At 48.8% G+C, this 25,453-nt stretch carries 20 protein-coding genes and 1 tRNA gene; 11 read left to right on the forward strand and 10 right to left on the reverse strand.

Annotation, left to right across the window (positions count from 1 at the left end):
* The first annotated feature begins 392 nt into the window (after nucleotides 1–392).
* On the forward strand, nucleotides 393–2,171 hold the full coding sequence (locus ACERJC_RS12820; protein WP_373671837.1) for a sigma 54-interacting transcriptional regulator: 1,779 nt from the start codon (nucleotides 393–395) through the stop codon (nucleotides 2,169–2,171).
* Between the two features lie 65 nt (nucleotides 2,172–2,236).
* On the opposite strand, the gene xdhC is transcribed toward ACERJC_RS12820, so the two are convergent.
* Genes xdhC through xdhA form a run of 3 tightly spaced genes read right to left on the reverse strand, consistent with a single transcriptional unit; the run spans nucleotide 2,237 to nucleotide 5,899 of the window.
* On the reverse strand, nucleotides 2,237–2,716 hold the full coding sequence (gene xdhC, locus ACERJC_RS12825; protein WP_178826263.1) for a xanthine dehydrogenase iron sulfur-binding subunit XdhC: 480 nt from the start codon (nucleotides 2,714–2,716) through the stop codon (nucleotides 2,237–2,239).
* Nucleotides 2,713–3,591 carry a xanthine dehydrogenase FAD-binding subunit XdhB gene (xdhB, locus tag ACERJC_RS12830; RefSeq protein ID WP_373671838.1) on the reverse strand — a complete coding sequence of 293 codons (879 nt, stop codon included), beginning with the start codon at nucleotides 3,589–3,591 and terminating at the stop codon, nucleotides 2,713–2,715. The genes xdhC and xdhB overlap by 4 nt, the downstream gene beginning before the upstream one ends.
* Before the next feature lie 10 nt (nucleotides 3,592–3,601).
* On the reverse strand, nucleotides 3,602–5,899 hold the full coding sequence (gene xdhA / locus ACERJC_RS12835) for a xanthine dehydrogenase molybdenum-binding subunit XdhA (RefSeq protein WP_373671839.1): 2,298 nt from the start codon (nucleotides 5,897–5,899) through the stop codon (nucleotides 3,602–3,604).
* A 321-nt stretch (nucleotides 5,900–6,220) separates the two neighbouring features.
* On the opposite strand from xdhA, the gene actS reads away from it, so the two are divergent.
* From actS to ACERJC_RS12865, 6 genes are all read left to right on the forward strand, one after another.
* A complete protein-coding gene (gene actS / locus ACERJC_RS12840) occupies nucleotides 6,221–6,970 on the forward strand; it encodes an amidase activator ActS (protein WP_178826257.1) in 750 nt (249 codons plus the stop codon).
* Between the two features lie 79 nt (nucleotides 6,971–7,049).
* Nucleotides 7,050–7,123, forward strand: a tRNA-Gly gene (locus ACERJC_RS12845).
* A gap of 164 nt (nucleotides 7,124–7,287) precedes the next feature.
* Nucleotides 7,288–8,496, forward strand: a complete 1,209-nt coding sequence (locus ACERJC_RS12850; RefSeq protein WP_180236887.1) for a tyrosine-type recombinase/integrase — start codon at nucleotides 7,288–7,290, stop codon at nucleotides 8,494–8,496.
* A gap of 238 nt (nucleotides 8,497–8,734) precedes the next feature.
* Complete coding sequence (locus ACERJC_RS12855) at nucleotides 8,735–9,928, forward strand: HsdM family class I SAM-dependent methyltransferase (protein ID WP_116299852.1); 1,194 nt, start codon at nucleotides 8,735–8,737, stop codon at nucleotides 9,926–9,928.
* Nucleotide 9,929: 1 nt separating this feature from the next.
* Nucleotides 9,930–11,636, forward strand: coding sequence for an ORC-CDC6 family AAA ATPase (locus ACERJC_RS12860; protein WP_116299853.1), 1,707 nt, complete (start codon nucleotides 9,930–9,932; stop codon nucleotides 11,634–11,636).
* The gene (locus ACERJC_RS12865; protein WP_116299854.1) at nucleotides 11,614–12,699 is read left to right on the forward strand and encodes a hypothetical protein; all 1,086 of its coding nucleotides are present in this window, start codon (nucleotides 11,614–11,616) and stop codon (nucleotides 12,697–12,699) included. Before ACERJC_RS12860 ends, ACERJC_RS12865 begins: the two co-directional genes overlap by 23 nt.
* Before the next feature lie 188 nt (nucleotides 12,700–12,887).
* On the opposite strand, the gene ACERJC_RS12870 is transcribed toward ACERJC_RS12865, so the two are convergent.
* Nucleotides 12,888–13,139, reverse strand: coding sequence for a YdgH/BhsA/McbA family protein (locus ACERJC_RS12870; RefSeq protein WP_284923899.1), 252 nt, complete (start codon nucleotides 13,137–13,139; stop codon nucleotides 12,888–12,890).
* 141 nt (nucleotides 13,140–13,280) lie between these two features.
* Nucleotides 13,281–14,054 (reverse strand): SDR family oxidoreductase, encoded by a 774-nt coding sequence (locus tag ACERJC_RS12875; RefSeq protein ID WP_284923900.1) that lies wholly within the window; start codon nucleotides 14,052–14,054, stop codon nucleotides 13,281–13,283.
* A 148-nt stretch (nucleotides 14,055–14,202) separates the two neighbouring features.
* Between ACERJC_RS12875 and ACERJC_RS12880 the strand changes: the two genes are divergently transcribed.
* The gene (locus ACERJC_RS12880) at nucleotides 14,203–15,096 is read left to right on the forward strand and encodes a LysR family transcriptional regulator (RefSeq protein ID WP_284923902.1); all 894 of its coding nucleotides are present in this window, start codon (nucleotides 14,203–14,205) and stop codon (nucleotides 15,094–15,096) included.
* Nucleotides 15,097–15,164: 68 nt separating this feature from the next.
* On the opposite strand, the gene tal is transcribed toward ACERJC_RS12880, so the two are convergent.
* The 5 genes from tal to ptsP form a co-directional block, all read right to left on the reverse strand.
* Nucleotides 15,165–16,115 (reverse strand): transaldolase, encoded by a 951-nt coding sequence (gene tal, locus ACERJC_RS12885; RefSeq protein ID WP_180236883.1) that lies wholly within the window; start codon nucleotides 16,113–16,115, stop codon nucleotides 15,165–15,167.
* 84 nt (nucleotides 16,116–16,199) lie between these two features.
* Nucleotides 16,200–17,453 (reverse strand): class II D-tagatose-bisphosphate aldolase non-catalytic subunit, encoded by a 1,254-nt coding sequence (locus ACERJC_RS12890; protein ID WP_001515338.1) that lies wholly within the window; start codon nucleotides 17,451–17,453, stop codon nucleotides 16,200–16,202.
* Nucleotides 17,454–17,462: 9 nt separating this feature from the next.
* Nucleotides 17,463–18,566, reverse strand: a complete 1,104-nt coding sequence (locus ACERJC_RS12895) for a PTS fructose transporter subunit IIC (RefSeq protein WP_047368014.1) — start codon at nucleotides 18,564–18,566, stop codon at nucleotides 17,463–17,465.
* 167 nt (nucleotides 18,567–18,733) lie between these two features.
* Nucleotides 18,734–19,054, reverse strand: a complete 321-nt coding sequence (locus tag ACERJC_RS12900) for a PTS fructose transporter subunit IIB (protein ID WP_001515335.1) — start codon at nucleotides 19,052–19,054, stop codon at nucleotides 18,734–18,736.
* A gap of 60 nt (nucleotides 19,055–19,114) precedes the next feature.
* Nucleotides 19,115–21,625, reverse strand: coding sequence for a phosphoenolpyruvate--protein phosphotransferase (gene ptsP, locus ACERJC_RS12905; RefSeq protein ID WP_373671840.1), 2,511 nt, complete (start codon nucleotides 21,623–21,625; stop codon nucleotides 19,115–19,117).
* A 362-nt stretch (nucleotides 21,626–21,987) separates the two neighbouring features.
* Between ptsP and ACERJC_RS12910 the strand changes: the two genes are divergently transcribed.
* The 3 genes from ACERJC_RS12910 to ACERJC_RS12920 are packed head-to-tail and all read left to right on the forward strand — an operon-like array spanning nucleotide 21,988 to nucleotide 25,445.
* Nucleotides 21,988–22,653: an HAD-IA family hydrolase gene (locus ACERJC_RS12910; RefSeq protein WP_024191304.1), complete on the forward strand. Its 666-nt coding sequence runs from the start codon at nucleotides 21,988–21,990 to the stop codon at nucleotides 22,651–22,653.
* Nucleotides 22,654–24,648: a transketolase gene (gene tkt, locus ACERJC_RS12915; RefSeq protein ID WP_004105531.1), complete on the forward strand. Its 1,995-nt coding sequence runs from the start codon at nucleotides 22,654–22,656 to the stop codon at nucleotides 24,646–24,648.
* Between the two features lie 56 nt (nucleotides 24,649–24,704).
* The gene (locus tag ACERJC_RS12920; RefSeq protein WP_284923904.1) at nucleotides 24,705–25,445 is read left to right on the forward strand and encodes a phosphatase; all 741 of its coding nucleotides are present in this window, start codon (nucleotides 24,705–24,707) and stop codon (nucleotides 25,443–25,445) included.
* Nucleotides 25,446–25,453 lie beyond the last annotated feature (8 nt).

A 25,453-nucleotide genomic window follows, 5' to 3' on the forward strand; every position in this document is an offset into this window, starting at 1 on the left:
GGGACTAACAATAAGCGTGCCAAAATGAATCCGGCGGCGGATAAACAGAAATTCATCCGGCAATATGTGGTTTCGATCACAGAATAAAGCTATCTGTAATTCGTCATGAATATACGAAAACGTTTGGCTTAATAAATATCGCAATCTGTCAATGAAATTACTGGCAGAATAATACCCGGAAGGGGAGTAAATACCGTCAGTTTGATAAACTCACTCCGCTGATTCTCATATTGATATGGAAATGTGATTTCTCTTGCATATTTTCATTATAAAATGATAAAGAGCCGGTGTTTTTATCAAAGCAAAATTTGTCTGAGTTAGTATCCTTATATTCTACGAACCATCAATGTCTTCAATGATCAATCATTTAAGTGATTCCGGAAGGTAAGACTATGGTGCTTGCAACAACGCAGTCCGTTTTGATGCAGATTCAACCTACCATTCAGCGTTTCGCCAGAATGCTTGCCAGCGTTTTGCAACTCGAAGTCGAGATCGTCGACGACAACCTCTGCCGCGTCGCAGGTACCGGCGCCTACGGTAAATACCTCGGACGCCCGTTGAGCGGTAACTCCAGACTGTTGCGCTATGTACTGGAAAGTAAAAAAGAAAAGGTTGTGACGCATTCCCGCTTTGATCCGTTGTGCGAAGATTGCGATAGCAAGGAGAACTGTCGTGAGAAAGCGTTTCTGGGAACGCCGGTCATTATGCAGGACCGCTGTGTAGGCGTGATCAGTTTGATTGCCGTAACGCATGAACAGCAGGAGCATATCAATGACAACCTGCGCGAGTTTTCAGATTATGTTCGCCATATATCCACCATTTTTGTTTCAAAACTTCTCGAAGACCAGAGTGGGAGTGACAACATCAGTAAAATATTTTCGACAATGATCGAGAATATGGATCAAGGTGTGTTGGTCATTGATGAAGACAACCGCGTACAGTTCGCGAATCACACCGCGTTAAAAATTCTCGGTGCGGCGCAGAATAATATGATGGGAAAGTCGGTCAGGTTCCGGCCATTAACGTTTGAAAGTAATTTCACCCACGGGCATATGCAGCATATCGTCTCCTGGGATGATAAAAGTGAACTGATTATTGGTCAGTTGCATCATGTTCAGGGGCGGCAGTTATTCCTGATGGCCTTCCATCAGTCGCATACCAGCTCCTCAGTGTCGATTGCCACCGATGAGCCGCATATTGAGCAACTGGTTGGTGAATGTCGGGTCATGCGCCAGCTTAAGCGACTGATTAGTCGCATTGCACCCAGTCCGTCCAGCATCATGATTGTGGGGGAAAGCGGCACCGGGAAAGAGGTGGTCGCGCGCGCCATTCATAAACTGAGTGAACGACGCAATAAACCGTTTATCGCCATCAACTGCGCGGCGATACCGGAACCGTTGCTGGAAAGTGAACTGTTCGGCTATGTCAAAGGCGCATTCACCGGCGCTTCCGCCAATGGGAAAACCGGCCTGATTCAGGCGGCGAACAGTGGAACGCTGTTTCTCGATGAAATTGGCGATATGCCATTGATGCTACAGGCTAAACTGCTCAGGGCAATTGAAGCGAGAGAGGTGTTGCCTCTGGGGGCGAGCAGCCCGGTTCAGGTCGATATCCGCATTATTTCAGCCACCAATCAGAACCTCGGGCAGTTTATCGCTGAAGGTAAATTCCGCGAAGACCTGTTCTATCGACTGAACGTTATCCCACTGACCCTGCCGCCGCTACGTGAGCGACAGGACGATATTGAACTGCTGGTGCACTATTTTCTGCATCTGCATACTCGCCGCTTAGGGTTGGTTTACCCGGGTATTGCACCGGATGTGGTAACCCTGCTCAGGCACCATCAATGGCCGGGCAACCTGCGCGAGCTCAGCAACCTGATGGAGTATCTGGTCAACGTGGTTCCTTCGGGTGAGGTGATAGACAGTACGCTCTTACCGCCAAATCTCATCAACAACGGTAAAGCGCCGGAATCGGTTGGTGCGGTGGCTCACATGGCGCAGCTGCTGTCCGATGACACTGGCGGAACCGCGCTGGAAGAGATGGAAAAGCAGATGATCCGCGAAGCGCTGTCCCGCCACGCCAACAAAAAGCAGGTGGCGGATGAGTTAGGAATCGGGATTGCGACGCTCTATCGCAAGATTAAAAAGTACGAGCTGTTGAACGTTTAACTCGGCACGCAAACGTGTGAATGCCTCCATCCCGGAGGCAATCTGAAAGAGGCGGCGTCTATTATTTATTCCGGCCCGGTGCAGCGCTGTACGGTATCGACAATCATCTGATATCCGGTGCAGCGGCACAGATTTCCCGCCAGTCCGCGACGGATCTCCAGAATGGTCAACGGCTGTTCCCGCGGCTTTGCCAGCATTGCGGTGGTCGCCATAATCAAACCTGGCGTACAAAAGCCGCACTGTACGGCACCGGATGTGGCATAAGCCATCTGGACACGCGAAAGTTGACCGCCAGCCGATTCGCCTTCCAGTGTGCGGATCTCTTTTCCTGCTGCCCACGCGGCAAGATACAGGCAACTGTCAATGGCCGTACCGTCAACCAGAACCGTACAGGCACCGCATTCACCGACACAGCATCCCTGTTTGACGCTCAGCAACCCTTGTTCGCGCAGGAGTTCAGAGAGCGGCATTCCCGCCAGAATGCTGAGCTGAAAAGGGTGACCATTGATGACGCATTCCAGCGTGATTCGGTTAGTGTCATTCATTGCAGCTTTCCTCCCGCCGCGACAACGGCTTCAGTTACAACTTTCCGGGTCATCGTCTGGATGAGATGCAGACGAAATTCCTTACTGGCCCGCCAGGAAGAGCGCGGGGCGACGTCTTGCAGAACGGATTCAGCGATCGCGTCCAGCGTTTGCAGGGTCAATGGCGCATTTTGCGCCGCGCTCTCCGCATGCTGACAGCGAACGGGCGTGGGAGCCGCAACGCCGAACGCCAGGCGGAGTTCTTTAAAACCGCCGTTATCCAGTTGGCATCGTGCCGCGCAGCCAATGGTCGAAATGTCCATCGCATCACGCATGGCGTATTTAAAATGTGCGCTGCCGGTATAGGCCCTGGGCTGCGGGGGAAAATGAAAGGCGACAAGGATTTCATCTTGCTCAAGAGCGACTTTCCCGGGGCCGGTGTGAAAACCGTTGATACTGGTAAAACGCACCCCTTTCGGCGAGGCTATCTCAAGCGTGGCGTCATAAATCAGCGTTGGCGTCGCCGAGTCTGCACTGGTTGCGCCGTTGCAGATATTCCCGCCGTAGGTGGCGACATTACGGATTTGCGGTCCGGCGATAGAGGCGGCAGCGGCGCACAGGGCTGGCAGATATCGTTGCGTAATAGGGTGCTCGATAATCTCGCTAAAAGTGGTGGCGGAACCGACGCGCAACCCCTCCTCCTTCGTCAACGTCATTCCCTGGAGCTCGGGCAGATCATGGATGTCAACGATATGGCGGTAACGCGCATTATGATGATGAAGTTGGATCAGGACGTCGGTTCCACCGGCGAGCAGTTTCGCCTGCGGATAGCGCGCCAACAGGCTGATAGCCTCGGCAATGCCTGACGCGCGATGGTAAGAAGCAAAGTCAAACATGGTCTTATCCTCAAATCAAGCCAGCCTGGTGGAACTCCGCATACAACCGTTTTGGCGTCAGGGGCAGCGTATTAATCGCAACGCCGGTGGCCATTTTCACGGCGTTACGAATGGCTGCAGCCACCGGGATAATGGGCGGCTCGCCGAGGGATTTATGCCCATACGCCGATTGCGGCTCCTGGGTTTCAACGAATGCGCTTTCCAGTTGCGGCAGGTCGGGCATGGTTGGCATTTTGTAATCGAGGAGATTGGGGTTTCGCACCAGGCCACTTTCCGCATCGATGATCATCTCTTCAAACAGCGACCAGCCAATGCCCATCCCCATCCCGCCGTGCACCTGTCCTTCCGCCAGCTGCGGATTCAGAATATGGCCGGAATCGTGGACATTGAGGATGCGGTTGATAGTGACCTTGCACAGGGCGATATCGACGCTCAGATCGACAAACGTGCAGCCAAACGCCGGTGGGTTGGTGGTTGTTTTCACGGAACATTCCGCTGACAGTTGGCCACCGCGTTCCGGGTGATAAAACGCATCCATTGCCAGGTCTTTTAATGACAGCAACGGAGAGTCCGGGCGATCGATAAGGACGATGCTACCTGCCGTCAGCGTCAGGTTCATGACGGACTGATGCAGCATGTCGGCAGCGTGATGGAGGATTTTATCGCGCAGCTGCATTGCCGCTTTGCGCAGTGCCGGTGCGGCGACATAGCTTTGGCGAGAGGCAAATGCGCCGGGGTCGAACGGGGTAATATCGGTATCCTGGGTCGAAATGACGTGTACATCGCTGACCGGTACGCCGAGGGTTTCCGCTACCATCTGTGAGAAGACGGTATCCGCCCCCTGACCGATTTCTGTGGCACCGCTCTGAATGTTGATCGTGCCATCCTGATTCATAAGCAGACGGGCACCGGCGATTTCCACGCCGACCGGCCAGGTGTTGGAGGTGTAGCTAAAGCAGGCGACGCCGACGCCCCGGCGGATATTGCCCTGCTGGTGCTGACATTCAGCACGACGGGCATCCCAGTCAAACAGCGCGCGGCCTTTTTGCAGACACTCCGGGAGTCCCGCGCTGTAGATGCGTTTGCCGGTAATCGGGTTCTTGTCGCCTTCGCAGGCCGCATTACGCAACCGAACCTCGAGCGGGTCGAGACCCAGCGCCGTCGCGGCGTCATCCAGCATCGATTCCACGGCAAAGATCACCTGCGGCGCGCCGTAGCCGCGCATCGCGCCAGCGGAAGGGAGATTGGTATAGCAGGTGGTGGAACGGTAAGCATACGCGCTACGGGGATAGAGCCAGGCCACTTTGTTGCCGCCCGCCGAGGCGATTGAATGTCCGTGCGAGGCATAGGCGCCGGTATTTGACAGGACATCCAGACGATAGCCTTTCAACGTGCCGTCGCGATTGAGTCCCATCTGTCCATCAATCGTGAACGCATGGCGGGTCCGGGAAGCGAGAAAACACTCTTCGCGACTCAGCGAAACTTTCACCGGAATACCGCCCAGTTTACGGGTCAGGAACGCGGCCATTGGCTCTTCCAGCACATCCTGTTTGTTGCCAAATCCGCCGCCAACGTACGGTTTGATGACCCGCACGCATGACCAGGGAATATCCAGCGCCTGACCCACAACCCGCCGCACGATGTGCGGAATCTGCGTGCTGGAGACGATGGAAATATGTGAGTCATCTTCCATCCAGGCAAATGAGGTGACGCTTTCCATATGGCAGTGTTGAATGACCGGGGTCTGGTAATGTCCCTGGAGTTGATAATCTGCGACATCCATGGCCTGCTGCACATTCCCCGTGGTCATTTCACTGCGATTGAGCAGATTACCGCCGGGGTGAATGGGGACTGCCTCCTGCGCCAGAGCGGCCTCTGGCGTGGTAATCACCGGGAGTTTTTCCCATTCCACCTTCACCCGCAGGGCGGCTTTTTCTGCGGTTAACTCGTCTCTTGCCACGACAATCGCGACCGCATCGCCATGATGGCGTACGTGACGGGTCAGCAGTAAACGGTCGGCGGTGTCGCGTTTGTTCTCATCCAGCGTCCAGGCGTGTCCTGCTGTGGCGAATGGAATATCAGGTACATCTTCCCAGGTAAACACGGCCAACACCCCGGGCAGGCTTTTCGCCTCGTCACAGTCGATGCTGGTGGCGTAACCGTGGGCAATCGGGCTGCGAACGTATTTGGCATAACACATACCCGCCATCATGTAATCATCAGTATATCGAGCCCGCCCGGTCACTTTAGCAATGGCATCCACGCGCATACATGACTCACCGGTAGCGGTTGCTTCCCGCGCATCCATAAACGTCCCCTTGATTTGACTATTCGGTTCCTGAACAACCGTTAAATCAGGCAAGAATTACGCCAGAAGCGCAAAGTCGAACGGTGGGAGACGGGAAGTGTGACGGAGATAATAATATGACCTGATGAAAGGGATAACAGACCGGGAAAAACGGATGTCTTGCGTATCATTATGAGTTTAATCAACTCATTGTGATACACGGTAAGTGGCAGTGATAGCGTTTATCTGGCAGTCTGTGATGATACTTACCGACTCAATAAATTTGGCATCCGGATTATGACTGCTATCATATGGCGTCTGTGAATGTAGCGAGGAACGGTTTTGAGCGCAGGACGCCTGAAGAAAAATAGCCTGGGTATTGCCATGCTGCTTTGTGCAGGATTGCTGATCGCAGGCTGCTCGGGGAGCAAATCGTCTAATTCTGGATCCGGGTCTGGCGCCGTTTATACCGTTAAACGGGGGGATACGCTTTACCGTATTTCACGCACTACCGGCACCAGCGTCAAAGATCTTGCGCGTCTGAACGGCATTTCTCCGCCGTATACCATTGAGGTGGGGCAAAAGCTGAAGCTCGGTGGATCGAAAACGGCCTCAGCGAAATCCACTAAAAAATCGTCCACCAAAACGGCAGCGGTCAGACCGTCCTCTTCTGTGCCGCAATCGTCCTGGCCACCGGTGGGCCAACGTTGCTGGCAATGGCCTGCCAGCGGTAAGGTGATCCTGCCTTACTCCACGGCGGAAGGTGGCAACAAGGGGATCGACATTTCCGCTGCCCGTGGTACGCCTGTTTATGCTGCCGGGGCAGGGAAGGTGGTCTACGTGGGCAACCAACTGCGCGGCTACGGTAATCTCATCATGATCAAACACAGTGAAGATTACATTACTGCCTACGCGCACAATGACACGATGCTGGTGAATAACGGGCAAAGCGTGAAGGCCGGACAGAAAATTGCCACGATGGGCAGTACTGATGCGGCCTCGGTGCGGTTGCATTTCCAGATTCGCTATCGTGCGACGGCCATCGATCCGCAGCGTTACCTGCCACCGCAGGGCAGCAAACCAAAATGCTGACGGCGAATTAATCGCCAGTCAGCAGGCCTGTCCCTTGCCAACAAGAGCGTAAAGTTTATAATGCCTTACGCACTCCAAAGCGGGCGTAGTTCAATGGTAGAACGAGAGCTTCCCAAGCTCTATACGAGGGTTCGATTCCCTTCGCCCGCTCCAAACTCAAGTCTCCTGAAGTCTACCAAACTCAATTTTCCCTTGATAAATCAGCAGTTATAGCATTCTATTAGTCTATTGAACTCAATTGTACTCCCCCAGGGTCAAGCTCAATGTGGGGGTATGGATGGGGGTATAATTGTACCCCCTGCTGAGAGGTACCCCCAATGAAGCTGACAGCTCGTCAGGTTGAAACTGCAAAACCCAAAGAGAAGCCCTACAAACTGGCTGATGGTGGTGGTCTTTACCTGCTGGTTAATCCCAATGGCAAAAGATACTGGCGTCTCAAATACCGTTCACTAGGTAAAGAGAAACTGCTCGCTATTGGCGTTTACCCTGATGTTTCTTTAGCTGAAGCCCGAAGTAAGCGTGAGGATGCTAAAAGAACATTAGCGGCTGGCAATGATCCTTCTCTTGAAAGAAAAATTGAGAAACTTAGTCGTCAACAAGACGCAGAAAACTCATTTGAGGCTATCACGCGGGAGTGGTATCAGCGTCGCTATGACCGCTGGTCTGTCTCCTACCGCGAAGAAATGCTGAGAACCTTTGAAAAGGATGTATTCCCTTATATCGGTCACCGGCCAATCAAAGATATCAAGCCGATGGAGTTGCTTGCTGTTCTTTCAAAGATAGAGGCACGAGGAGCAACTGAGAAGGTACGTAAGGTTCGTCAACGTTGTGGAGAAGTCTGGAAGTATGCCGTTGTGACTGGGAGGGCCGAGTACAATCCGGCACCTGATTTAGCCAGCGCCGTGAGTCCTCATGAGAAAGAGCACTATGCTTTTTTAACCCAGGATGAATTGCCTGAGTTTCTTCGGACTCTGAACACCTATGCTGGTAGTGTGCTTGTTAAGATTGCGATGCAATTGCTTATTTTAACCGGAGTAAGGCCTGGGGAGTTGAGGCAAGCGGAGTGGCAGGAATTTGATTTTGAGAAAAAGGTTTGGAATGTACCAGCGGAACGCATGAAAATGCGCCGCCCTCATCTGGTTCCGTTATCAAGCCAGGCAATTGACCTACTTAATCAGCTTAAACCCATCACGGGAGCAGGAGCGTTGCTGTTCCCAGGACGTAATGATCCTAAGAAACCGATGAGTGATATGGCATTGACTGTGTTGGTCAGGCGTATCGGCTATGCCGGGCGCGTTACAGGGCATGGATTCCGCCACACGATGAGTACCATTTTGCATGAGCAGGGATTTAATTCTGCCTGGATCGAGCTACAGCTGGCTCATGTCGACAAGAACTCAATTCGGGGGACGTATAACCATGCTCAGTATCTGGAAGGGCGGAGGGAGATGATGCAGTGGTATGGCGACCTTATAAACGTTAATCAAAATTCATGTATTTCTTTGATGATGAACGCTACAAAGTAGATTTGACGTGATGAAAGGATTGATTAGGAAAATGACCTAAAACCGTATATTTTGATACCTAGTTTAAACATTAGCCCTAGATCCGATAGCCCTTTGTTACCTACACTTCTATCTTTTTAGGTTTCAGGGCTGTAAGGTTGAGAGTAAGTTTATAAATATCAATAAGTTGCCTAATGATATTGGTTCTTGGGTAGCCGTAACGCCTAGGGCGGTAGCGTACTTAAAGTGTGTATAAAAAATGAACAGTAACTATATACCATTCACACAACGAGATAGTCTCGGAAGATACTATACAAAAGAATCCATAAGTGCATTATTGGTTTCTCAAATGAAAGCTGAAAAAGTCAATAATATTATTGATTTAGCTTCGGGTGAGGGGAGCTTAACCTATGCCGCTTTAGACCGATGGAAGAATGCAGAAGCATATTCTTTAGATATAGAATCTCGGATGTCAAAAAAGGTATGTGATAATCTGACTCATATTGTAACAGATGCTCTTGTTCATTCATTTCCTGAAATGCTTGCCCGACATCAAGGAAATTTTGATGTCGCAGTATGTAATCCCCCATTCACTCTCCCTAAATGGAGGGATGATTATTCTAAAATTATTAATGAGATTGGGGCAGATAAATATATATCTATCTCAAAATATGTCCCCGCAGAGATAATATTTATATCTCAAGTCATCAGGTTTCTTAAAAAAGGTGGTGAGGCTGGGATAATTCTACCTGATGGTATATTTACAGCAAGAAAGTTCATAGGGCTAAGACGATATTTATTGAATGAACATTCAATTACAAAAGTCATTGAATTGCCTAGGAATATTTTCAAAAGGACAGAGGCTAAAACACATATTCTGATTTTTAATAAAAAAATTGTGCCGCATCAGAAAATACAATTACATTGTATAACTAAAGATGGGGAATTGTCGCCTCCTGTTTTAATTAAAAAAGAAGATGCGATTGAGAGAATGGACTACTCTTATCATTATAATAAAAACGAAGAGTCTAGTACAATTGGGATGCTGAAAAATATTTTAATTTTCAGGGGGAAATTTAATTCAAAGGAAATTACGGAACATATTTTCCATACGACAAAGTTTAGTGGTAATGAAAAGTGTATTAAATTCCATTGCAACTCTGAAGAAGAATTGCAGCCATCAAAATTAGATGTCATTGCTAAGCCTGGTGATATATTAATAGCAAGGGTTGGGCGAGAGTTTTATAAAAAAATAGTGTTTGTTGAGAGCGGATATTCCTATATCAGTGACTGTATATTTCTGATACGAGCCTCTGGTGAAGATAAGAAAAAGTTATTTGATTTTCTTTGTTCTCAAGAAGGGCAAGAGGAATTATCTCGAGCGAGTAGTGGTGTAGCTGCACAACATATTACAATGGATGCATTAAAAAAAATACATCTTGTAAGGATTTAACATGACTGATGTGGAATTAGATAGTAAATTTCTTGTCGAGGAACGGGCTGATTATATTGATGAGGATACGATAAAGAATAATACTATCAGATCTGGAGAGTTTTTCGATATCATACATAATGCTCTTATATCCCCAGGAATCAAACTCATAGTTGGTCCTAGGGGATGTGGTAAAACACATTTGATGCGTTATGCTTGGGTTGAATGTAAAAATGATGATAACGCACCATTACCACTCTATGTTTCCTTTAATAAATATTTTAAGTTAGAGCCGCTTTTAAAAACTAAACCTAATGCAATTGATCTCTTTCATAAATGGGTATTAGCAAAGGTATTACTCTCTGCTTATGAAATTGCTTGCGATATTGAAGATTCTGAAGATCTTGATTTGTCAACGATACTCATAGCGGATAAAGAGTTTTTAATTAATTTAATCGTAAGACTTGAGCAGGGCCTTTCGCCATCATTAGAGCAAGAAAACATTGTTCAATTGATCAGTGTTTCCTCTGTCATATCCTCGTTGAGTTCACTATGCGATTGGCTTGAACGTAAAAGAGTCATTATTTTATTAGATGATGCTGCAATAAGCTTAACTCCTGAATATCTTTACGAGTTTTTTGATATTGTGCGTAGTCTAAAAACCTCAAAAATAGCTTTAAAGGCATCGGTTTATCCTGGAACAACCGAATATGGCCCAAGGTTTCATGTTGCTCATGATGCTGAAACAATTGATGCTTGGATTTCAGTACAGCACCCTAATTATTCCTCAGTGATGGATGCTATAGCGCAGGCAAGATTTCCTGGGTATGATGGTATCCCGGATGACTTGAAAGAGTTATTAAAATTCTCAGCATTTGGTATTCCACGTTCTTTTTTGATGATGTTAAGGGATTATCAAACAACTTTAAGTCAGACAACTCAGCAAAAATTCAATAAAATAATTGAAAAATATGTTGAGCTTAGACTCAGCGAATACAGTTCACTAAAAGATAAGCTACCTCGACTGTTTGACATTGTTTCATTAGGTGAATCACTTTTATTAAAGGTGGTCGAATTACTCAAGGAAAGTAACTCTCAATATAAAGAAGAGAAACAAGTCATAATCGGTATAGAGAAAAATGATAATGTTTATTTTTCTCGACTCACCAAACTATTAATTGAAACAGGGCTTTTTTATAATCTTCCTGATATTTCTCATGGCGATGGGCGTACTTATGAAAGATATATACCTCATTATGCTTTATTGATAAAGGAAAGAGTGTTTAACGAAGGAAGTAGAGGTTTTTCTCCCTCTCAGATTATTCAAAAAATACTAAGAAAGAATGCTAAGCATCCTGTTAGAAGAAATATTTCATCATTATTCAATGCTGAGCAACTTGCGAGACTTAAACTAACTTTACCTCCATGTAATAACTGCAAGACTCCGCGATTGACTGACAATCAAAAATTTTGCCACCATTGTGGGAATCAATTGATTGATGAGTCTGCCTATAATCAGTGCATGTCTATTCCACTTTCAAAAGTACCACATCTAACATCCTGGCAAATGCAAAAACTATCTGGGCTGGAAAAAGTAAAAACTATAGGAGATGTATTATCTTTACAAGATCCTGGGAGTGAGTTAAGAAAAATTCACAGAATCGGACCCAAAATTGCCAATAAAATCATGGACAAAGTGTTATTACATGTTGAAGAGTTTTTGTCTTAATCTTGATGGCATTTGCTTGTCAATCGTGTCTTTCTTATCCGGAAAGTTTAATTTAAAAAGAGTCGGGAAAATGGATCTAGAATCTAAAGAGGATTATGAAGAGAACACTCATCATAATGTGGTGTCCTCAGTTGTCACTGCAACTCATGATAACTTAGATGGGAGAGAGTTTTTTGAACTATGTAGTAATCCAGCTCTAGTTTTTTCGTTTGAGACTCACAAAAAATTTAATGAGTTACCTGTTGATAGTAATGAATCCCCGTTAGATCTTTTTATCGCTAATACGAAGCAACTTCACTTGTTAAGATCTGGTGATATTTCAAACACTTTAAGTCATCTGTTGTTATTAGGTTATGTGTCTGCAGCCGAAAGTTATTTGCGAGCTCTTATCAGGAATCTAATTAATCATGATGAATATATTCAGTCTATAGTTTCTGATAAGGCCGTTAGTTATGCAGCGGCGCAACACCATAAAAAGGAGTTATTACCAGAAGCTTTACTTGAGGATTTTTCATTGGCAAGCCCTTATAATGTTTTTGAAACATTAAAGGACATCATTGGAATGAAAGGACAAAGACCAATCGAAATGATTAAATGCTCAAGCGAATTCATGAAAGTTTGCGAGTTAAGGCATTGTTGTGTTCATCGATTTGGTAAGTTGGGCTCGAAAAATGCAATCCGACTAGGATTGGCTGAACATATGAAGCACTTAGAAAAACCGATAATACTCAATAATGATGATCTCGAGCAAATCGCATTTATTGTTGAGAATTTTATTAGAACTTTGAATAATACCGTTTTCAAATTTATAATTAATCGTACAGTTGAGAATAAAAATAAGGAAAAAGGAGGAGAAAGACTATATGATTCTGAATGGACATGGGTGTTTGAAAAAGACATAAGTCGATTCGAAAAGTATTATGCAATATTTAGTGCTAAAAACGATACCCTTCCCGGATTATCATTACAGGATTCATATCAACTTTTTGTTAATGCGTATAAGCCTAAACCTCCTGCAAGAAAAAATAAAAAAAATGAAAAAATTAACGCCGCTACTATCTAAAAATATTAGTGATTTTTACTTAAATGGCATGGCGTTATTTTTTTTTGATGAATATGGGCAATGTTAAATATCTAATGCTTTGAAACTTCTAGCTATATTAATAAATGCAATATGTGAATGACGATGGTACTTGCTTTAACTATAGATTGTTATTCCATATGGAAATTATGTAGTATCGCAATTAAGTTTTATTGATAGATTTCAGCAACTCCGTGCAGCCGGTTATTCCCCGCGGTTGACAGAATTTTGAATGATGTTGCTCCTTGCTCATCAGCCTTACGAGAGAGCGCATTCGATAAATCATCAAGCGTATAGGCATTGCTGGCTGAGACTACACCAATCTTTTCTTTCCCATCTGCATGGTTAATTTCCTGAGCGGCAGATGCGGCATTTACTGCAATAAATCCCATGACAAATGAAGTAATAAGTAGTGATTTCATATCTAATACCTCTTTTAAAATCTATGTTTGAAACTGGACTCGTATCAGGAGAACTTTCCCCCTCTGTACATTCAAATATACAGACCTTAGCTGTCATGAGGCTGACCGCTATATGATAAAATTGTCAGGGTTGTAGATTAGTTAATTTTTTGAATACAAATTCAGCTCGTTAACAATGCACCCCGGTTCTTCCCTGAGAGGCATATTGTCTATGTCTAAAACCCCATTATTTTTTTGTGGATCATCAGTCTGCAGGTCTGCAAACAGTGGGGTAAGATCCTGTGGTGCTTCACCTCGTTCAGCCACCAGCTCGAACGTTTTATTTTTTGCCTCGTCGTTGGTCAGGGCACTGACCAGAACCTCTGCGATTTGCTCACGGGATATCACACCATCTTCCGGTGTCCCTGTGTGGTGACGATCCCCCTGAAGCATAACAATTCTGTGTTCATCATCATTGTTGTAATCAAACCAGCCGGGCCTGATGATGGTATAGGGGTGACCACTGGCCCTGACCAGACGCTCGGCGCGTCTTTTCCAGTCATGAACCTCAGTGCGTTGATTCCAGGTGCTGAGCCGTTCAGTCACGCCAATCGTGGTCATCAGGCTGATGCGAACAGGCGTATCCTTGAAAATTCGTAAAATATTACGTACTCCGCCGTAATCGATTGCTCTGGCACCAATACGACCCTGACCATCGGAACCGAGCGTAAAAATGATGGCATCAATATCTTTCGGCAATTCGGTGAGTGTTTCAGGCATTGAAACATCGCCGTAAAAAACATCTGTTCCACGAGGAAGCAATTTTACTTTGCGTTTATTTCTGACCAGCGCCACGGGCTGATGGCCCATTTTAATAGCGGTATTGACGACATGAAGGCCAATACTTCCTGTCGCGCCTGCAATGAGTATTTTCATGATAAACCTTCTGATAATTCAGACTTATTTTCGATACGGTCAGAATATCAATTATCATTATTGTCAGTAATAGGGCTAAAATGATTGTGTCTATGAATACCCTTCATGAGTATGCGATGAAGGGAATGCCTCCATAAGGAAATCGCCGATGCTCAAAGAAAATTTCAACGAACTGCAAATCTTTCTTGTGGTGGCGAGGGAGCGAAGTTTTACCAAAGCTGCGGGCAAACTGGGCGTTTCTCAGTCTGCACTCAGCCACGCGATGAAGGCCCTGGAGGAAAGGCTGAATATCCGTCTTCTGACCCGTACGACCCGAAGCGTTGCCCCTACGGAAGCCGGTGAGAGAATTATTGCCTGTCTTGAACCTCGTATTGCCGATCTGGAGCAGGAGCTGGAATCGTTGGTTCAGCTGAACGGCACTGCCTCCGGCAATATCCGTTTATCTGCCGGGGAGCATGCCGTGCGAAGTCTGGTATGGCCGAAGCTAAAACCCTTCCTCAGGGAATATCCGGAAATCAATGTTGAACTGGTGGTTGATAACGGCTTTGTCGATATTGTTGAGGGGCGTTTTGACGCCGGGATCCGCCTGGGCGAAAGCGTGGATAAGGACATGATTGCGGTAAGAATTGGGCCGGACATGAGAATGGCTGTGGTAGGAGCGCCGTCTTATTTCGCTGCAAATCCTGCACCTGAAACGCCGCACGAGCTGCAAAATCATCGGTGTATCAATATGCGCCTGCCGACAGCCGGTGGGCTTTACCACTGGGAGTTTGAGAAGGAAGGGAAACCGCTACGGGTCAGAGTGGAAGGGCAGGTCACGTTTAATCTGCAGGCAGAAAGGATTGATGCGGCGTTATCTGGTTTTGGCATTGCCTGCATACCTGAAGACAGGGTGCAGGATTATATAAAGTCAGGAGAGCTTATTCAGGTTCTGCAGGACTGGTACCCATCTTTCCCCGGATACTATCTTTACTACCCGAGCCGTAAGCAGCATCCGCCCGCTTTTGCGCTGATGATCGATGCACTTCGCTACGTGGAATAATGGGTCCGATATTTACTGCGGACCCGTCTAAGAATCAACTACCTGCATAGGATATTTGCAAGGGGAGCTTACAGATATTGACTCAGCAGTGACTCAAGACTGTTCTGGTCCACGGCAAACAGGCGAATACCTTCGGCGAGCTTTTCCACTGCCATCGCATCCTGATTATGAGCCCAGTAGAACTCAGCCTCGGTCATCGCTGTGGGCTTCGCCTGGATTTCACCTTCATACGTCAGCGGCATTGGTACCGCCCCCTGAGTTTGCTGCAACTGCGCCAGCAACGCCGGGGAAACGGTCAGACGATCGCATCCGTTAAGCGCCAGCACCTGTTCCGGCGTACGGAAACTGGCCCCCATCACCACGGTGCGGTAGCCGTGCATTTTATAAAAGCGATAGATCTTCTGCACTGATTCGACACCCGGATCGTTCTCGACGGTGAAGGTGGTATCAGGGTTGTTTTTCTTGTACCAGTCGTAGATACGGCCCACAAACGGGGAAATCAGGAAAACATTGGCATCGGCACAGGCTCTGGCCTGGGCAAAGGAGAACAGTAGCGTGAGGTTACACTGGATACCCTCTTTTTCCAGCGTTTCTGCGGCACGGATCCCTTGCCAGGTGGCAGCAAGCTTAATCAAAACCCGATCTTTACCAATACCTTTCTCTTCATACAGTGCAATAATTTCCCGCGCTTTAGCAATACTGGCCTGGGTATCAAACGAGAGGCGAGCATCCACTTCAGTTGAAATACGACCCGGAACGTTTTTCAGGATCAGCACCCCGATACTCACCGCCAGGTAATCGGCAATATCCGCAGGCTGTACCGGCTTTCCATTCTGGCGGGACTTCACCGCCGCGACGGCATCTTTCACCAGTTTCTGGTATTGCGGAAGCTGCGCCGCTTTATAAATAAGCGAAGGGTTGGTGGTCGCATCTTCAGGCTGGTAAGCCATAATGCTGTCAATATCCCCGCTGTCGGCAACAATTGTGGTTCGCTGCTTTAGTTGTTCAAGCTGATTCATGGCATAAACCTGTATTTCATAATTGGGCAGCAAATAGCAAGGAGGGGCCAGAGCCCGCTCCTTATTGCTAAGCTGGATAGGTGGTTATTTTGCCTGCGCGACGCGGGTGGTCAGGCCTGGCATATTGAAGCACTCTGCTTCGTTCTGGATCATATCTTTAATTTTATTAACCACATAACGCTCGGGTTCGACACCAAACGACTTCAGATTAGCAAACATGGTCTGCATCTCTTTGACTACCGCTGGTTTTTCGTAGTTGTAGTGGCCGCTGAGTTCGAGAATCTCTTTCAACAATTCCGGCTCGTTAAAGATCTGTTCCTCGGACTTATTTTTGTGCTCATCGGTCATCCATTTTTCCCATTTGTGGCTCAGCACGCACTCGCGGGTCAGGACGGTTTTTAAATCAGATGCTGACTTGATAAAGCCTTTCGCTGCCAGATCTTTCTCGACTTCCGCCAGCTTCAGATAAGCGCGGGTTTCAATGGTGCCGTAGGCTGGGGCGACGTTCATTGCCGTGATGCCCAGACCTGGATGTTTCAACAGGATCTCATCCGGAAGATAGTCACCATTATGCTCTTTCAGACCGACGCCGTGACGGGTGCTGATAGCCGAAAGCTCTGCGGACTGCTTATCGTTAAAATGGCCAACGTTTTTGGTCAGGCGGGTCAGGGTACCGGTCTGACCAACGATAAACAGCGGCTGCGGTAGCGATTCGGCAGCAAGACGCTTATTCAGCTCAATAATAAACCCTTCATAGGCGCTGACGTCGGTCAGGCCGCCATTGGTCTCTTCAGTTCCGACTTCATAGAAGAACTCCTTCAGGTTATTTGCCTTACGGTACTCTTCGCAGAAGCGGATCAGCTCAACGGTACGACTCAGCACCAGTTCGATATCAATGACTTTACCGACGACATACGGGTCTTTTGTCGGGTCGATATGCAACAGGTCGAAACCGGCGTCCATATCTACCTGATAAGAGCGGCGCGCTAGCGCCATCGCTTCGGCTTCCGGAATATGGTCTTTACGTTCTTTATCACGCTGCCATGGGCCACCATGGTCACGACAGAGGAAGTAATCACCGTCGAAGCCGACTTTTTCCGCCATCGCTTTCAGGTCGGCGGCAAAGCGAAATTGATCCCAGTTGTTAACGTAACCCGCGCCAAACTCATCTGCATCAACCTGGTTGCGGCTGGCAATAAACATCAGCGGCAGGTCTTTTTCTTTACCCAGCTCAAAACAGGCCTGAATTAATGCCGGAGACATGGGGCCAATTCCCAGCATTGTTGATTTTCCACCGTTAACAATATAATCGACGTACTGTTTCATTGTGTTTTTCATGATGACTCCTCAGACTTTATTCATATCAGAAGTGATTGTTTTTTTAACCGACTCTTTTTTTACCGGCTCGCTTATGTTGGGGCGCAGAATATATAGGAATATTGCGGTGACAATAACGCCGATAACCATATCGATGGCATACCATACAGGTGCTTTATTGACGCCTGCGATAGCAATTAACCCGCCGTGTGGAACCATTGATTCAACGCCGTGAACCATTGCCAGGCCAGCACCGACAGCGCTGCCGATAATTATTGATGGCAGAACGGTCTTCAGGTTTTTAACGGCGAAAGGAATGGCGCCCTCGGTAATGCCAATTAACCCCATAAAGGCAGCAGAGGTTCCCATTCGTCTTTCATCTTCAGCCCATTTACGTGGTGAAATAAAAGTAGAGAGGGCAATGCCCAGTGGCGGAATAGCGCAGGCAACACGGTAAGCGCCGTTCGGACCATAAATACCTTCAGCCATTAATGCGAGAGTAAATGCCGTTGCGGTTTTATTTACCGGGCCACCCATATCAAAGGCCGCCATGGCCCCGACAATCAGACCAAGTACCAGTCCACTGCTTCCCTGCATATGGGAGAGCATGGAAACCAGCCATTTCATGGCAAAACCGATGGGTCCAATCAGTACATACAGATAGAGCATGCCGACGATGACGCTTGAGACGATAGGAATAATCATGATCGGCATAACCGGCATCAGCACCTTACCGACTTTCCAGCCTTTTACCCATTTAGCCACGTAGCCGCTGAGAATACCGAGCAGCATCGCCCCCAGAAAACCGGTTACCACGTGGTCTGCGCCCAGCGGCGTGCTGGCCATAAAACCGGTGATTAAACCCGGAGTCAGCCCCGGTTTACCGGCGATAGAGTAGGAGATATAAGCCGCCAGCACCGGGATCATCATTCCGAGGCCCGCGCTGCCGATAGCGCCGAGGTTTAATAAGAATGGGTTGGTCACCACCATGCCTTTACCCGCGACCGGCTCACCACCAATCAGGGATAGTGCCAGGCAGATACCGCCGACCACCACCACCGGCATCATATATGACACCCCGGTACTGAATGCTTTAACTAAATCATCCTTGATGACTTTCATTTTTTCCGACATTTTCATCCTCCAGGACCCTTTATTTTTATGATGACTGCGATATTCAGGCACAATCATCCCCGGACGCGTTTGCGTCGTAATTTAAATAAAGAGTTCGCAGAAATTTAATTAACGTTATTATTCACCGGTACCGAATGTCGAAAGTAAATAAGGACCGGTGGGTTGTTTTATTGCACCAGTTTTTCAGCCCGGTCAATAATCGCTGCTGGATCGCGAACCACTTCTGCCGGGTTCAGCGAAATAACCAGTCCGGCGTCTTCTTTTTCTTCAAAACGCTCGACGCCTTCTATACCAATAGCAATCGCCAGAATAACCACGTCCGCTTCGGCAATCTCATCTTCGCTTAATTCATTTTCAATTCCCATGCCGCCCTGAGTTTCGACCTTGACGTCATAACCTCTTTTTTTGCACTCCTGCTCGATAGCTTCCTGTGCCATATAGGTGTGGGCGACACCGGTAATGCATGCTGCGACTCCGACAATCTTCATGAGTGACTCCTGATTTTTTATTTGGCTGTGGTTTTAAACATTGCTTAATAAATCCTGATTTCATACGGCCAAAGTATTGGCCATCAGGTTGTAGAGTACGTTGACGTTTTCGGCCTGTTTTATTTCATTGCGGAAATCCTCTTTCATTAGCTTTCGGGCAAGCGTGGAGAAATATTTCATATGCTCATTAGGGTCGGCGGATTTACTCACCGTCAGCATGAATACGGTTTCGACTTCCTGATCGCCCCACATAATGGGCGACGCAAGGGTTGCCATACTGATGGTGGAGTAGTGAATATGGTCTGACTTGGTGTGCGGAATGGCGAAGCCATAGCCCACGGCGGTGGAGAATGAGTCTTCGCGGGCCCAGATATCATCGGTTAATTGATCCCGATTATCGGTGCGATGGTGCAGCCACAGATTGTCGGTCATCTTTTTGATAACTTCGTTTTTATCGCTGGCCTGTAGTCCGCAGAGAATAAACTCTGGAGCGAGGATCGGCATTTTGCTGACCGCTTTTACGTCCGGTGAACTCAGCGCGACTTTGACATCAGCGGAACGTTTTAACGCCACAATATCCTGTACCAGCCCCTGGCATTTGGCAAAACTCAGCTCCCGCAGCGCATGTTTTACACCCGGAATAGAGGTGCCACTCATGCTGAGTTCGTCAAAGCCCATGCCAACGAACAGCGGCAGAAAATCTTTGCTGGCACCCAGCTCTCCGCAGATACCTATCCACTTGCCCGCGCGGTGGACTTCGGCGGCGGCATACTGCATGGCGCGCAGGAATGCCGGAGCATAGTTATCGTATACCGCCTCAACCTGCGTATTTCCACGGTCGGCGGCAAAAAAGTACTGCGTCAGGTCGTTGCTGCCCACGCTGAAGAAATCCGCGTATTCCGCTATTTCACTAATCGCGAAGATAACGGAGGGGATCTCCAGCATCACGCCGAGCGAGATGCTGTCGTTGAATGCCAGCCCTTCATCACGCATCGTACTTTTGACCTCTTCGAGGACTTCACGGCACCAGATAACTTCATCAACGTTGGCGATCATCGGGATCATGATTTTGGCATCGCCAAAAGCCGAGGCGCTGAGGATAGCCTTGAGCTGCATGGCGAAAAGGTCGCGATAACGCGGATAAGTTCGCACCGCCCGGAAGCCGAGAAACGGGTTTTCTTCTTCGCCGATGCTCATATAGTCGACAGGCTTATCACCGCCAATGTCGAAGGTGCGGAAGATAACCGGCTTCCCTTGTGCAACCTGTATCACCTGGCTGTAGAGCTCAGCCAGTTCGTGGTAGTCCGGTGCGGATTCGCGGTCCATGAATGACATTTCGGTACGAAATAGTCCGATGCCTTCAGCGCCGTTACTGAAGGCTGCCTCGGCTTCCGCCAGGCTGGCAATATTGGCGGCTATCTCAACGCTATGATGATCGCTGGTGGTTGCTGCCTGATAGACGTTAGCCAGCATTTGCTGCTGCATACTCTGCTGAACGGCAATTTCATTCTGGTAATAGCGCAGAACTTTCTCATCCGGTACGATAATTAAAATACCCGGATTGCCATCGATAATAATGTCCATGTCTGCATTCAGCTGTAGGGTCGAAAAATCAATATCTGTCAGAGTCGGGATACCGAGCGAACGTGCAAGGATAGCGGTGTGCGACGTTTTACCCGTGGCGGATAATACCATCCCGGCAAGAAACTCTTTATTGATCCCGAGAAACTGGCTTGGTGTCAGACTGTTGGCCAGAATAATCGATGGTTGCGTTAATTCAAGACTGTTCTGCGGTAATATACCCGGGCCATAGATCGCAGAAAGTAATTGTCCGGTAATATCGAGAACATCCAGGGTCCGCTCTTTAATGTATTTGCTTGATGAGCGAGTAAGAATTTCACAGAATTCCATTGCAGCTTTAATCACCGCATCCCAGGTATTGTCACCACCGGAAATCGCCGAGGAGATATGGCTTTGAAAGGTCGCATCGGTGATAATGGAAAAATGCGCCTGTAAAATATCGTGTTCAACGCCTTTTTTAATTTCCAGCGCAGCCTGCTTCTCTTGCTTAAGCGCCTCTAAACCCGCCAGAAAAATACGCTGCTGATGCTCCGTGGAATACTCACCGCCCGGGTTACGCGCCAGCATTTCGTCCAGAGACAGACTCTGAATACGAACGGGTTTGGCAATGGCAACACCGCCGCTGATGCGTGAACCCTGAATAAAACTGAGCTGAGTCTCCCGCAGCGAACGCGGGAGATAGCCCGCAGGCACTGCGGCTTCATCTGCATGGCTAACCTCGAAGGAGGGCAGTTTTTTAAGCAGCGCACTCAGCTGCTGAGCCGCGTTTGCAGCATCTTTACCGCTGATGGTAATTTCACAGGCGTCGTTGAGTAAGGTATCGGTGGCGACAATCGAGAGAGCGCTTTTACCATTACCCTGAATGCCGCTGCGAATATTATTCCAGCACACCTCAGATTGAAAGGTATTACACAATCGTTCGATATGTCCCGCCGGTCTGGCGTGAATACCATCCTTCAGCTCACATTGATACGTAATTATCTGTGACATCATTGCTCCCGATAATCTTTTAGCCCTGGCTAATTAATTTTTTCTGCAGGTTTGAGTGCCTGCCTTTCATGTTTTATATCCTTCATCGTTCTCAGCTAGCTTTGAATAGAAAAAAAGTGACCTTTGCTTGAATAAAAAAGCCTGATTATTATTTTGTGATCGAGGTCATGAAATTATATAGAATTACTGTGATGTGTGTATTGCGAGATGATTTAAGTAATTGTGATGGCAGCCGCACTATTATTAACGGGTGAGCAGTGGTCACGTAATTGCTATTAAAGTGACTTTCTTTCTATTCAATGGTCATGGGTAATGGAGTACAAAATAATACACACTCTATTTATTTCGTTGTGGTAATTACGATGCATTTTCGTGGAATATTACTAGATTTAGACGGGACGCTGGTGAACTCGCTGGATTTCGTTGAGGCCTCCTGGCGTTTATGGGCCACTACAAAAGAGCTGGATCCGAGGGCGGTATGCCATTATCTCCACGGTAAACCCGCTTTGAGTACGCTGCGCCACTTTATGCCCGATGCCAGCGAACAGATCATCATCGACGAATTTCTCGCGCTGGAAGAGTTTGAAGCGAGCAATACTGACGGCATCACTGCGGTTAACGGGGCTGTTGATTTTCTCCGCCAGCTTGAGCAGTTGCAGGTCCCCTGGGCCATTGTGACTTCCGGGTCGCTGAAGGTTGCCTCAGCACGGATCCGACAAGCCGGTTTCCCCGTTCCGCCGGTGCTGGTGACCAGCGAAGATATTCATCATGGCAAGCCGCATCCGGAGCCGTTCCTGACGGGTGCAGCCCGACTCGGTCTTTCTCCCGCTAATTGCCTCGCTTTTGAAGACTCCACTGCCGGTCTGCTTTCTGCCACCCAGGCAGGGTGCGTGGTGGTTGAAGTCCTGACCCGCCAGTCTGTAGTTCACGATATCGATACCTGGAAAACCATTGATAACTACCTCGACCTGCGCGTAACGCGCAAGGGCGAGGCAGATTTTTTACTTAAGATTCAGAGGGAGTTTTAAATGTCATCACGAAAAACCCTGGCCAATGCCATCCGTATGCTGAGTGTCGATGCCGTTCAGCGGGCAAATTCCGGTCATCCGGGCGCACCTATGGGAATGGCGGATATTGCCGAAGTCCTGTGGCGGGATTTTCTCAACCATAACCCGAATAACCCCGCGTGGGCCAACCGCGACCGTTTTGTACTCTCCAACGGTCACGGCTCAATGCTGCTCTACAGCCTGCTGCACCTTACCGGCTACGATTTGCCGATTGATGAGCTGAAAAACTTCCGTCAGCTGCATTCGAAAACGCCGGGGCACCCGGAAGTGGGTTACACCGCGGGCATCGAAACCACCACCGGGCCGCTGGGGCAGGGGATAGCCAATGCGGTCGGCATGGCTATCGCCGAGAAAACTCTCGCGGCGCAATTTAACCGCCCGGGCCACGACATTGTCGATCACTTCACATATACCTTTATGGGCGACGGTTGCATGATGGAGGGCATTTCTCATGAAGTTTGCTCCCTGGCCGGGACGCTGAAGCTCGGTAAGCTGGTGGCGTTCTACGACGATAACGGCATCTCTATCGATGGTCACGTCGAGGGATGGTTCACCGACGACACCGCCAAACGCTTTGAGGCTTACGGCTGGCATGTGGTACGCGGAGTCGATGGGCATGATCCTGAATCCATCCGTGCCGCGATTGATGTTGCAAAGTCGATTACCACCATGCCGACGTTAATTATCTGCAAAACGGTGATTGGTTTTGGCTCTCCGCATAAAGCGGGTACTCATGATGTCCACGGCGCGCCGCTGGGCGAGGCTGAAGTGGCGGCAACGCGTGAAGCGCTGGACTGGCCGTATCCACCGTTTGTTATCCCCACTGAGATAGCTTCGCAGTGGGACGCCCGCAAATCAGGGCAGGCTAAGGAGGCTGCGTGGAACCAGCAGTTTGCCACATACGCGAAAGCGTTCCCCGAGCTGGCAGATGAATTTACCCGTCGGGTGAATGGGCAACTGCCTGCAGATTTTGCCAGCAAGGCGCAGGCGTTTATTGAAAAATTGCAGGCCAAACCGGCGAAAATCGCCAGCCGTAAAGCGTCGCAGAATGCGATTGAAGCCTTTGGTCCGCTGTTGCCGGAATTCCTCGGCGGATCTGCGGATCTGGCTCCATCGAACCTGACCTTGTGGTCCGGCTCTAAAGCGATTAACGAAGACAGCGCCGGGAACTACATTCACTACGGCGTGCGTGAGTTCGGTATGACCGCTATCGCCAACGGTATTGCGCTGCACGGTGGCTTCCTGCCGTACACCTCGACGTTCCTGATGTTTGTCGAATACGCACGCAACGCGGTGCGCATGGCGGCGCTGATGAAGCAGCGTCAGGTGATGGTTTATACCCATGACTCCATTGGCCTGGGCGAAGATGGCCCGACCCATCAGCCGGTCGAGCAGATTGCCTCACTACGCATGACGCCGAACCTCAGCACCTGGCGTCCCTGCGATCAGGTTGAATCGGCGGTGGCGTGGAAATATGGTGTTGAGCGACAGGACGGTCCGACTGCGCTCATTTTTTCCCGGCAAAACCTGACCCAGCAGGAACGGACCTGGCAGCAGGTGCAGGATATCGCGCGCGGCGGCTATGTACTGAAGAATTGCGAGGGGCAACCGCAGCTGATCCTTATCTCGACCGGCTCGGAGGTGGAGCTGGCGGTAGCCGCATGGCAGCAACTGACGGCTGAAGGTGTGAAGGCACGGGTGGTCTCCATGCCGTCCACCGATGTCTTCGACAAGCAGGATGCGGCGTATCGTGAAGCGGTGTTGCCGCAGGCGGTTTCTGCGCGTATTGCCGTGGAAGCGGGGATCGCGGATTACTGGTTTAAATATGTCGGGCTGAATGGCGCGATTATCGGTATGCAGACCTACGGCGAGTCCGCCCCGGCGGAACAGCTTTATCAGGAGTTTGGCATTACCGTTGAGGTGGTGTTGCAGCAGGCAAAAGCGCTTCTGGCTTAACCTTTAACGGCCCCTTACATGCTAAGGGGCCGCTTTTCATTAAAGGGAGAGATAACATGTATCCCGTTGACCTTCATATGCATACCCTGGCCAGCACCCACGCCTATAGCACGGTTCATGACTATATCGCCGCCGCGGTGCGTAAACATATTCGCCTGATCGCCATTACCGACCATGGCCCGGAAATGGTTGATGCGCCGCATCCGTTTCACTTTAATAATTTGCGTGTGCTGCCGCGCGTTGTCGATGGTGTGGGGATCCTGCGCGGTATTGAGGCCAATATCAAACCTGGTGGTGAGACCGACTGTAGTGACAAAATGCGTGCGTCGCTGGATTTAGTGATTGCTGGATTCCATAAGCAGGTGTTTGCGCCAGCGGACATTACCACCAATACCGATGCGCTGATTGCAGTAATAGCGAGCGGTAAGGTGCATATTATCAGCCACCCCGGTAACCCGGAGTATCCGATTGATATCCCGGCGGTGGTGGCCGCGGCTAAGGAGTGTCATGTGGCGTTGGAGGTCAATAACGCCTCTTTCGTCCATTCACGTAAGGGCAGTGAGGGGAACTGTCGCAAAATTGTAGCAGCCGTGCGCGACAGCGGCGGACTTCTCTCATTGGGTAGCGATTCACACAGCGCGTTTTCTCTGGGGGACTTTAGCGCCTGTCAGCAGCTGCTGGTGGAGGCTGATTTTCCAGCATCAAGAGTGCTGAATACCTCTGTGCGACGAGTGCTGACGTTTCTGGAACAGCACGGCGGGGGGCGGATAGCCGAGCTTTATGCGCTTCCTGGCTAAAAATCTTG

The sequence above is a fragment of the Citrobacter telavivensis genome (assembly GCF_041807075.1).
Lineage (GTDB): Bacteria > Pseudomonadota > Gammaproteobacteria > Enterobacterales > Enterobacteriaceae > Citrobacter_A > Citrobacter_A telavivensis.

What these genes read in the sequence shown, in the direction of transcription:
- ACERJC_RS12890 (WP_001515338.1), bottom strand. Translation starts at nt 17,453, where the DNA reads ATGAAAAACACAATGAAACAGTACGTCGATTATATTGTTAACGGTGGA.
- ACERJC_RS12870 (WP_284923899.1), bottom strand. Translation starts at nt 13,139, where the DNA reads ATGAAATCACTACTTATTACTTCATTTGTCATGGGATTTATTGCAGTA.
- ACERJC_RS12865 (WP_116299854.1), top strand. Translation starts at nt 11,614, where the DNA reads ATGTTGAAGAGTTTTTGTCTTAATCTTGATGGCATTTGCTTGTCAATC.
- ACERJC_RS12895 (WP_047368014.1), bottom strand. Translation starts at nt 18,566, where the DNA reads ATGTCGGAAAAAATGAAAGTCATCAAGGATGATTTAGTTAAAGCATTC.
- tal (WP_180236883.1), bottom strand. Translation starts at nt 16,115, where the DNA reads ATGAATCAGCTTGAACAACTAAAGCAGCGAACCACAATTGTTGCCGAC.
- ACERJC_RS12820 (WP_373671837.1), top strand. Translation starts at nt 393, where the DNA reads ATGGTGCTTGCAACAACGCAGTCCGTTTTGATGCAGATTCAACCTACC.
- xdhB (WP_373671838.1), bottom strand. Translation starts at nt 3,591, where the DNA reads ATGTTTGACTTTGCTTCTTACCATCGCGCGTCAGGCATTGCCGAGGCT.
- ptsP (WP_373671840.1), bottom strand. Translation starts at nt 21,625, where the DNA reads ATGTCACAGATAATTACGTATCAATGTGAGCTGAAGGATGGTATTCAC.
- ACERJC_RS12850 (WP_180236887.1), top strand. Translation starts at nt 7,288, where the DNA reads ATGAAGCTGACAGCTCGTCAGGTTGAAACTGCAAAACCCAAAGAGAAG.
- ACERJC_RS12860 (WP_116299853.1), top strand. Translation starts at nt 9,930, where the DNA reads ATGACTGATGTGGAATTAGATAGTAAATTTCTTGTCGAGGAACGGGCT.
- ACERJC_RS12900 (WP_001515335.1), bottom strand. Translation starts at nt 19,054, where the DNA reads ATGAAGATTGTCGGAGTCGCAGCATGCATTACCGGTGTCGCCCACACC.
- ACERJC_RS12855 (WP_116299852.1), top strand. Translation starts at nt 8,735, where the DNA reads ATGAACAGTAACTATATACCATTCACACAACGAGATAGTCTCGGAAGA.
- ACERJC_RS12880 (WP_284923902.1), top strand. Translation starts at nt 14,203, where the DNA reads ATGCTCAAAGAAAATTTCAACGAACTGCAAATCTTTCTTGTGGTGGCG.
- tkt (WP_004105531.1), top strand. Translation starts at nt 22,654, where the DNA reads ATGTCATCACGAAAAACCCTGGCCAATGCCATCCGTATGCTGAGTGTC.
- ACERJC_RS12920 (WP_284923904.1), top strand. Translation starts at nt 24,705, where the DNA reads ATGTATCCCGTTGACCTTCATATGCATACCCTGGCCAGCACCCACGCC.
- xdhC (WP_178826263.1), bottom strand. Translation starts at nt 2,716, where the DNA reads ATGAATGACACTAACCGAATCACGCTGGAATGCGTCATCAATGGTCAC.
- xdhA (WP_373671839.1), bottom strand. Translation starts at nt 5,899, where the DNA reads ATGGATGCGCGGGAAGCAACCGCTACCGGTGAGTCATGTATGCGCGTG.
- ACERJC_RS12875 (WP_284923900.1), bottom strand. Translation starts at nt 14,054, where the DNA reads ATGAAAATACTCATTGCAGGCGCGACAGGAAGTATTGGCCTTCATGTC.
- ACERJC_RS12910 (WP_024191304.1), top strand. Translation starts at nt 21,988, where the DNA reads ATGCATTTTCGTGGAATATTACTAGATTTAGACGGGACGCTGGTGAAC.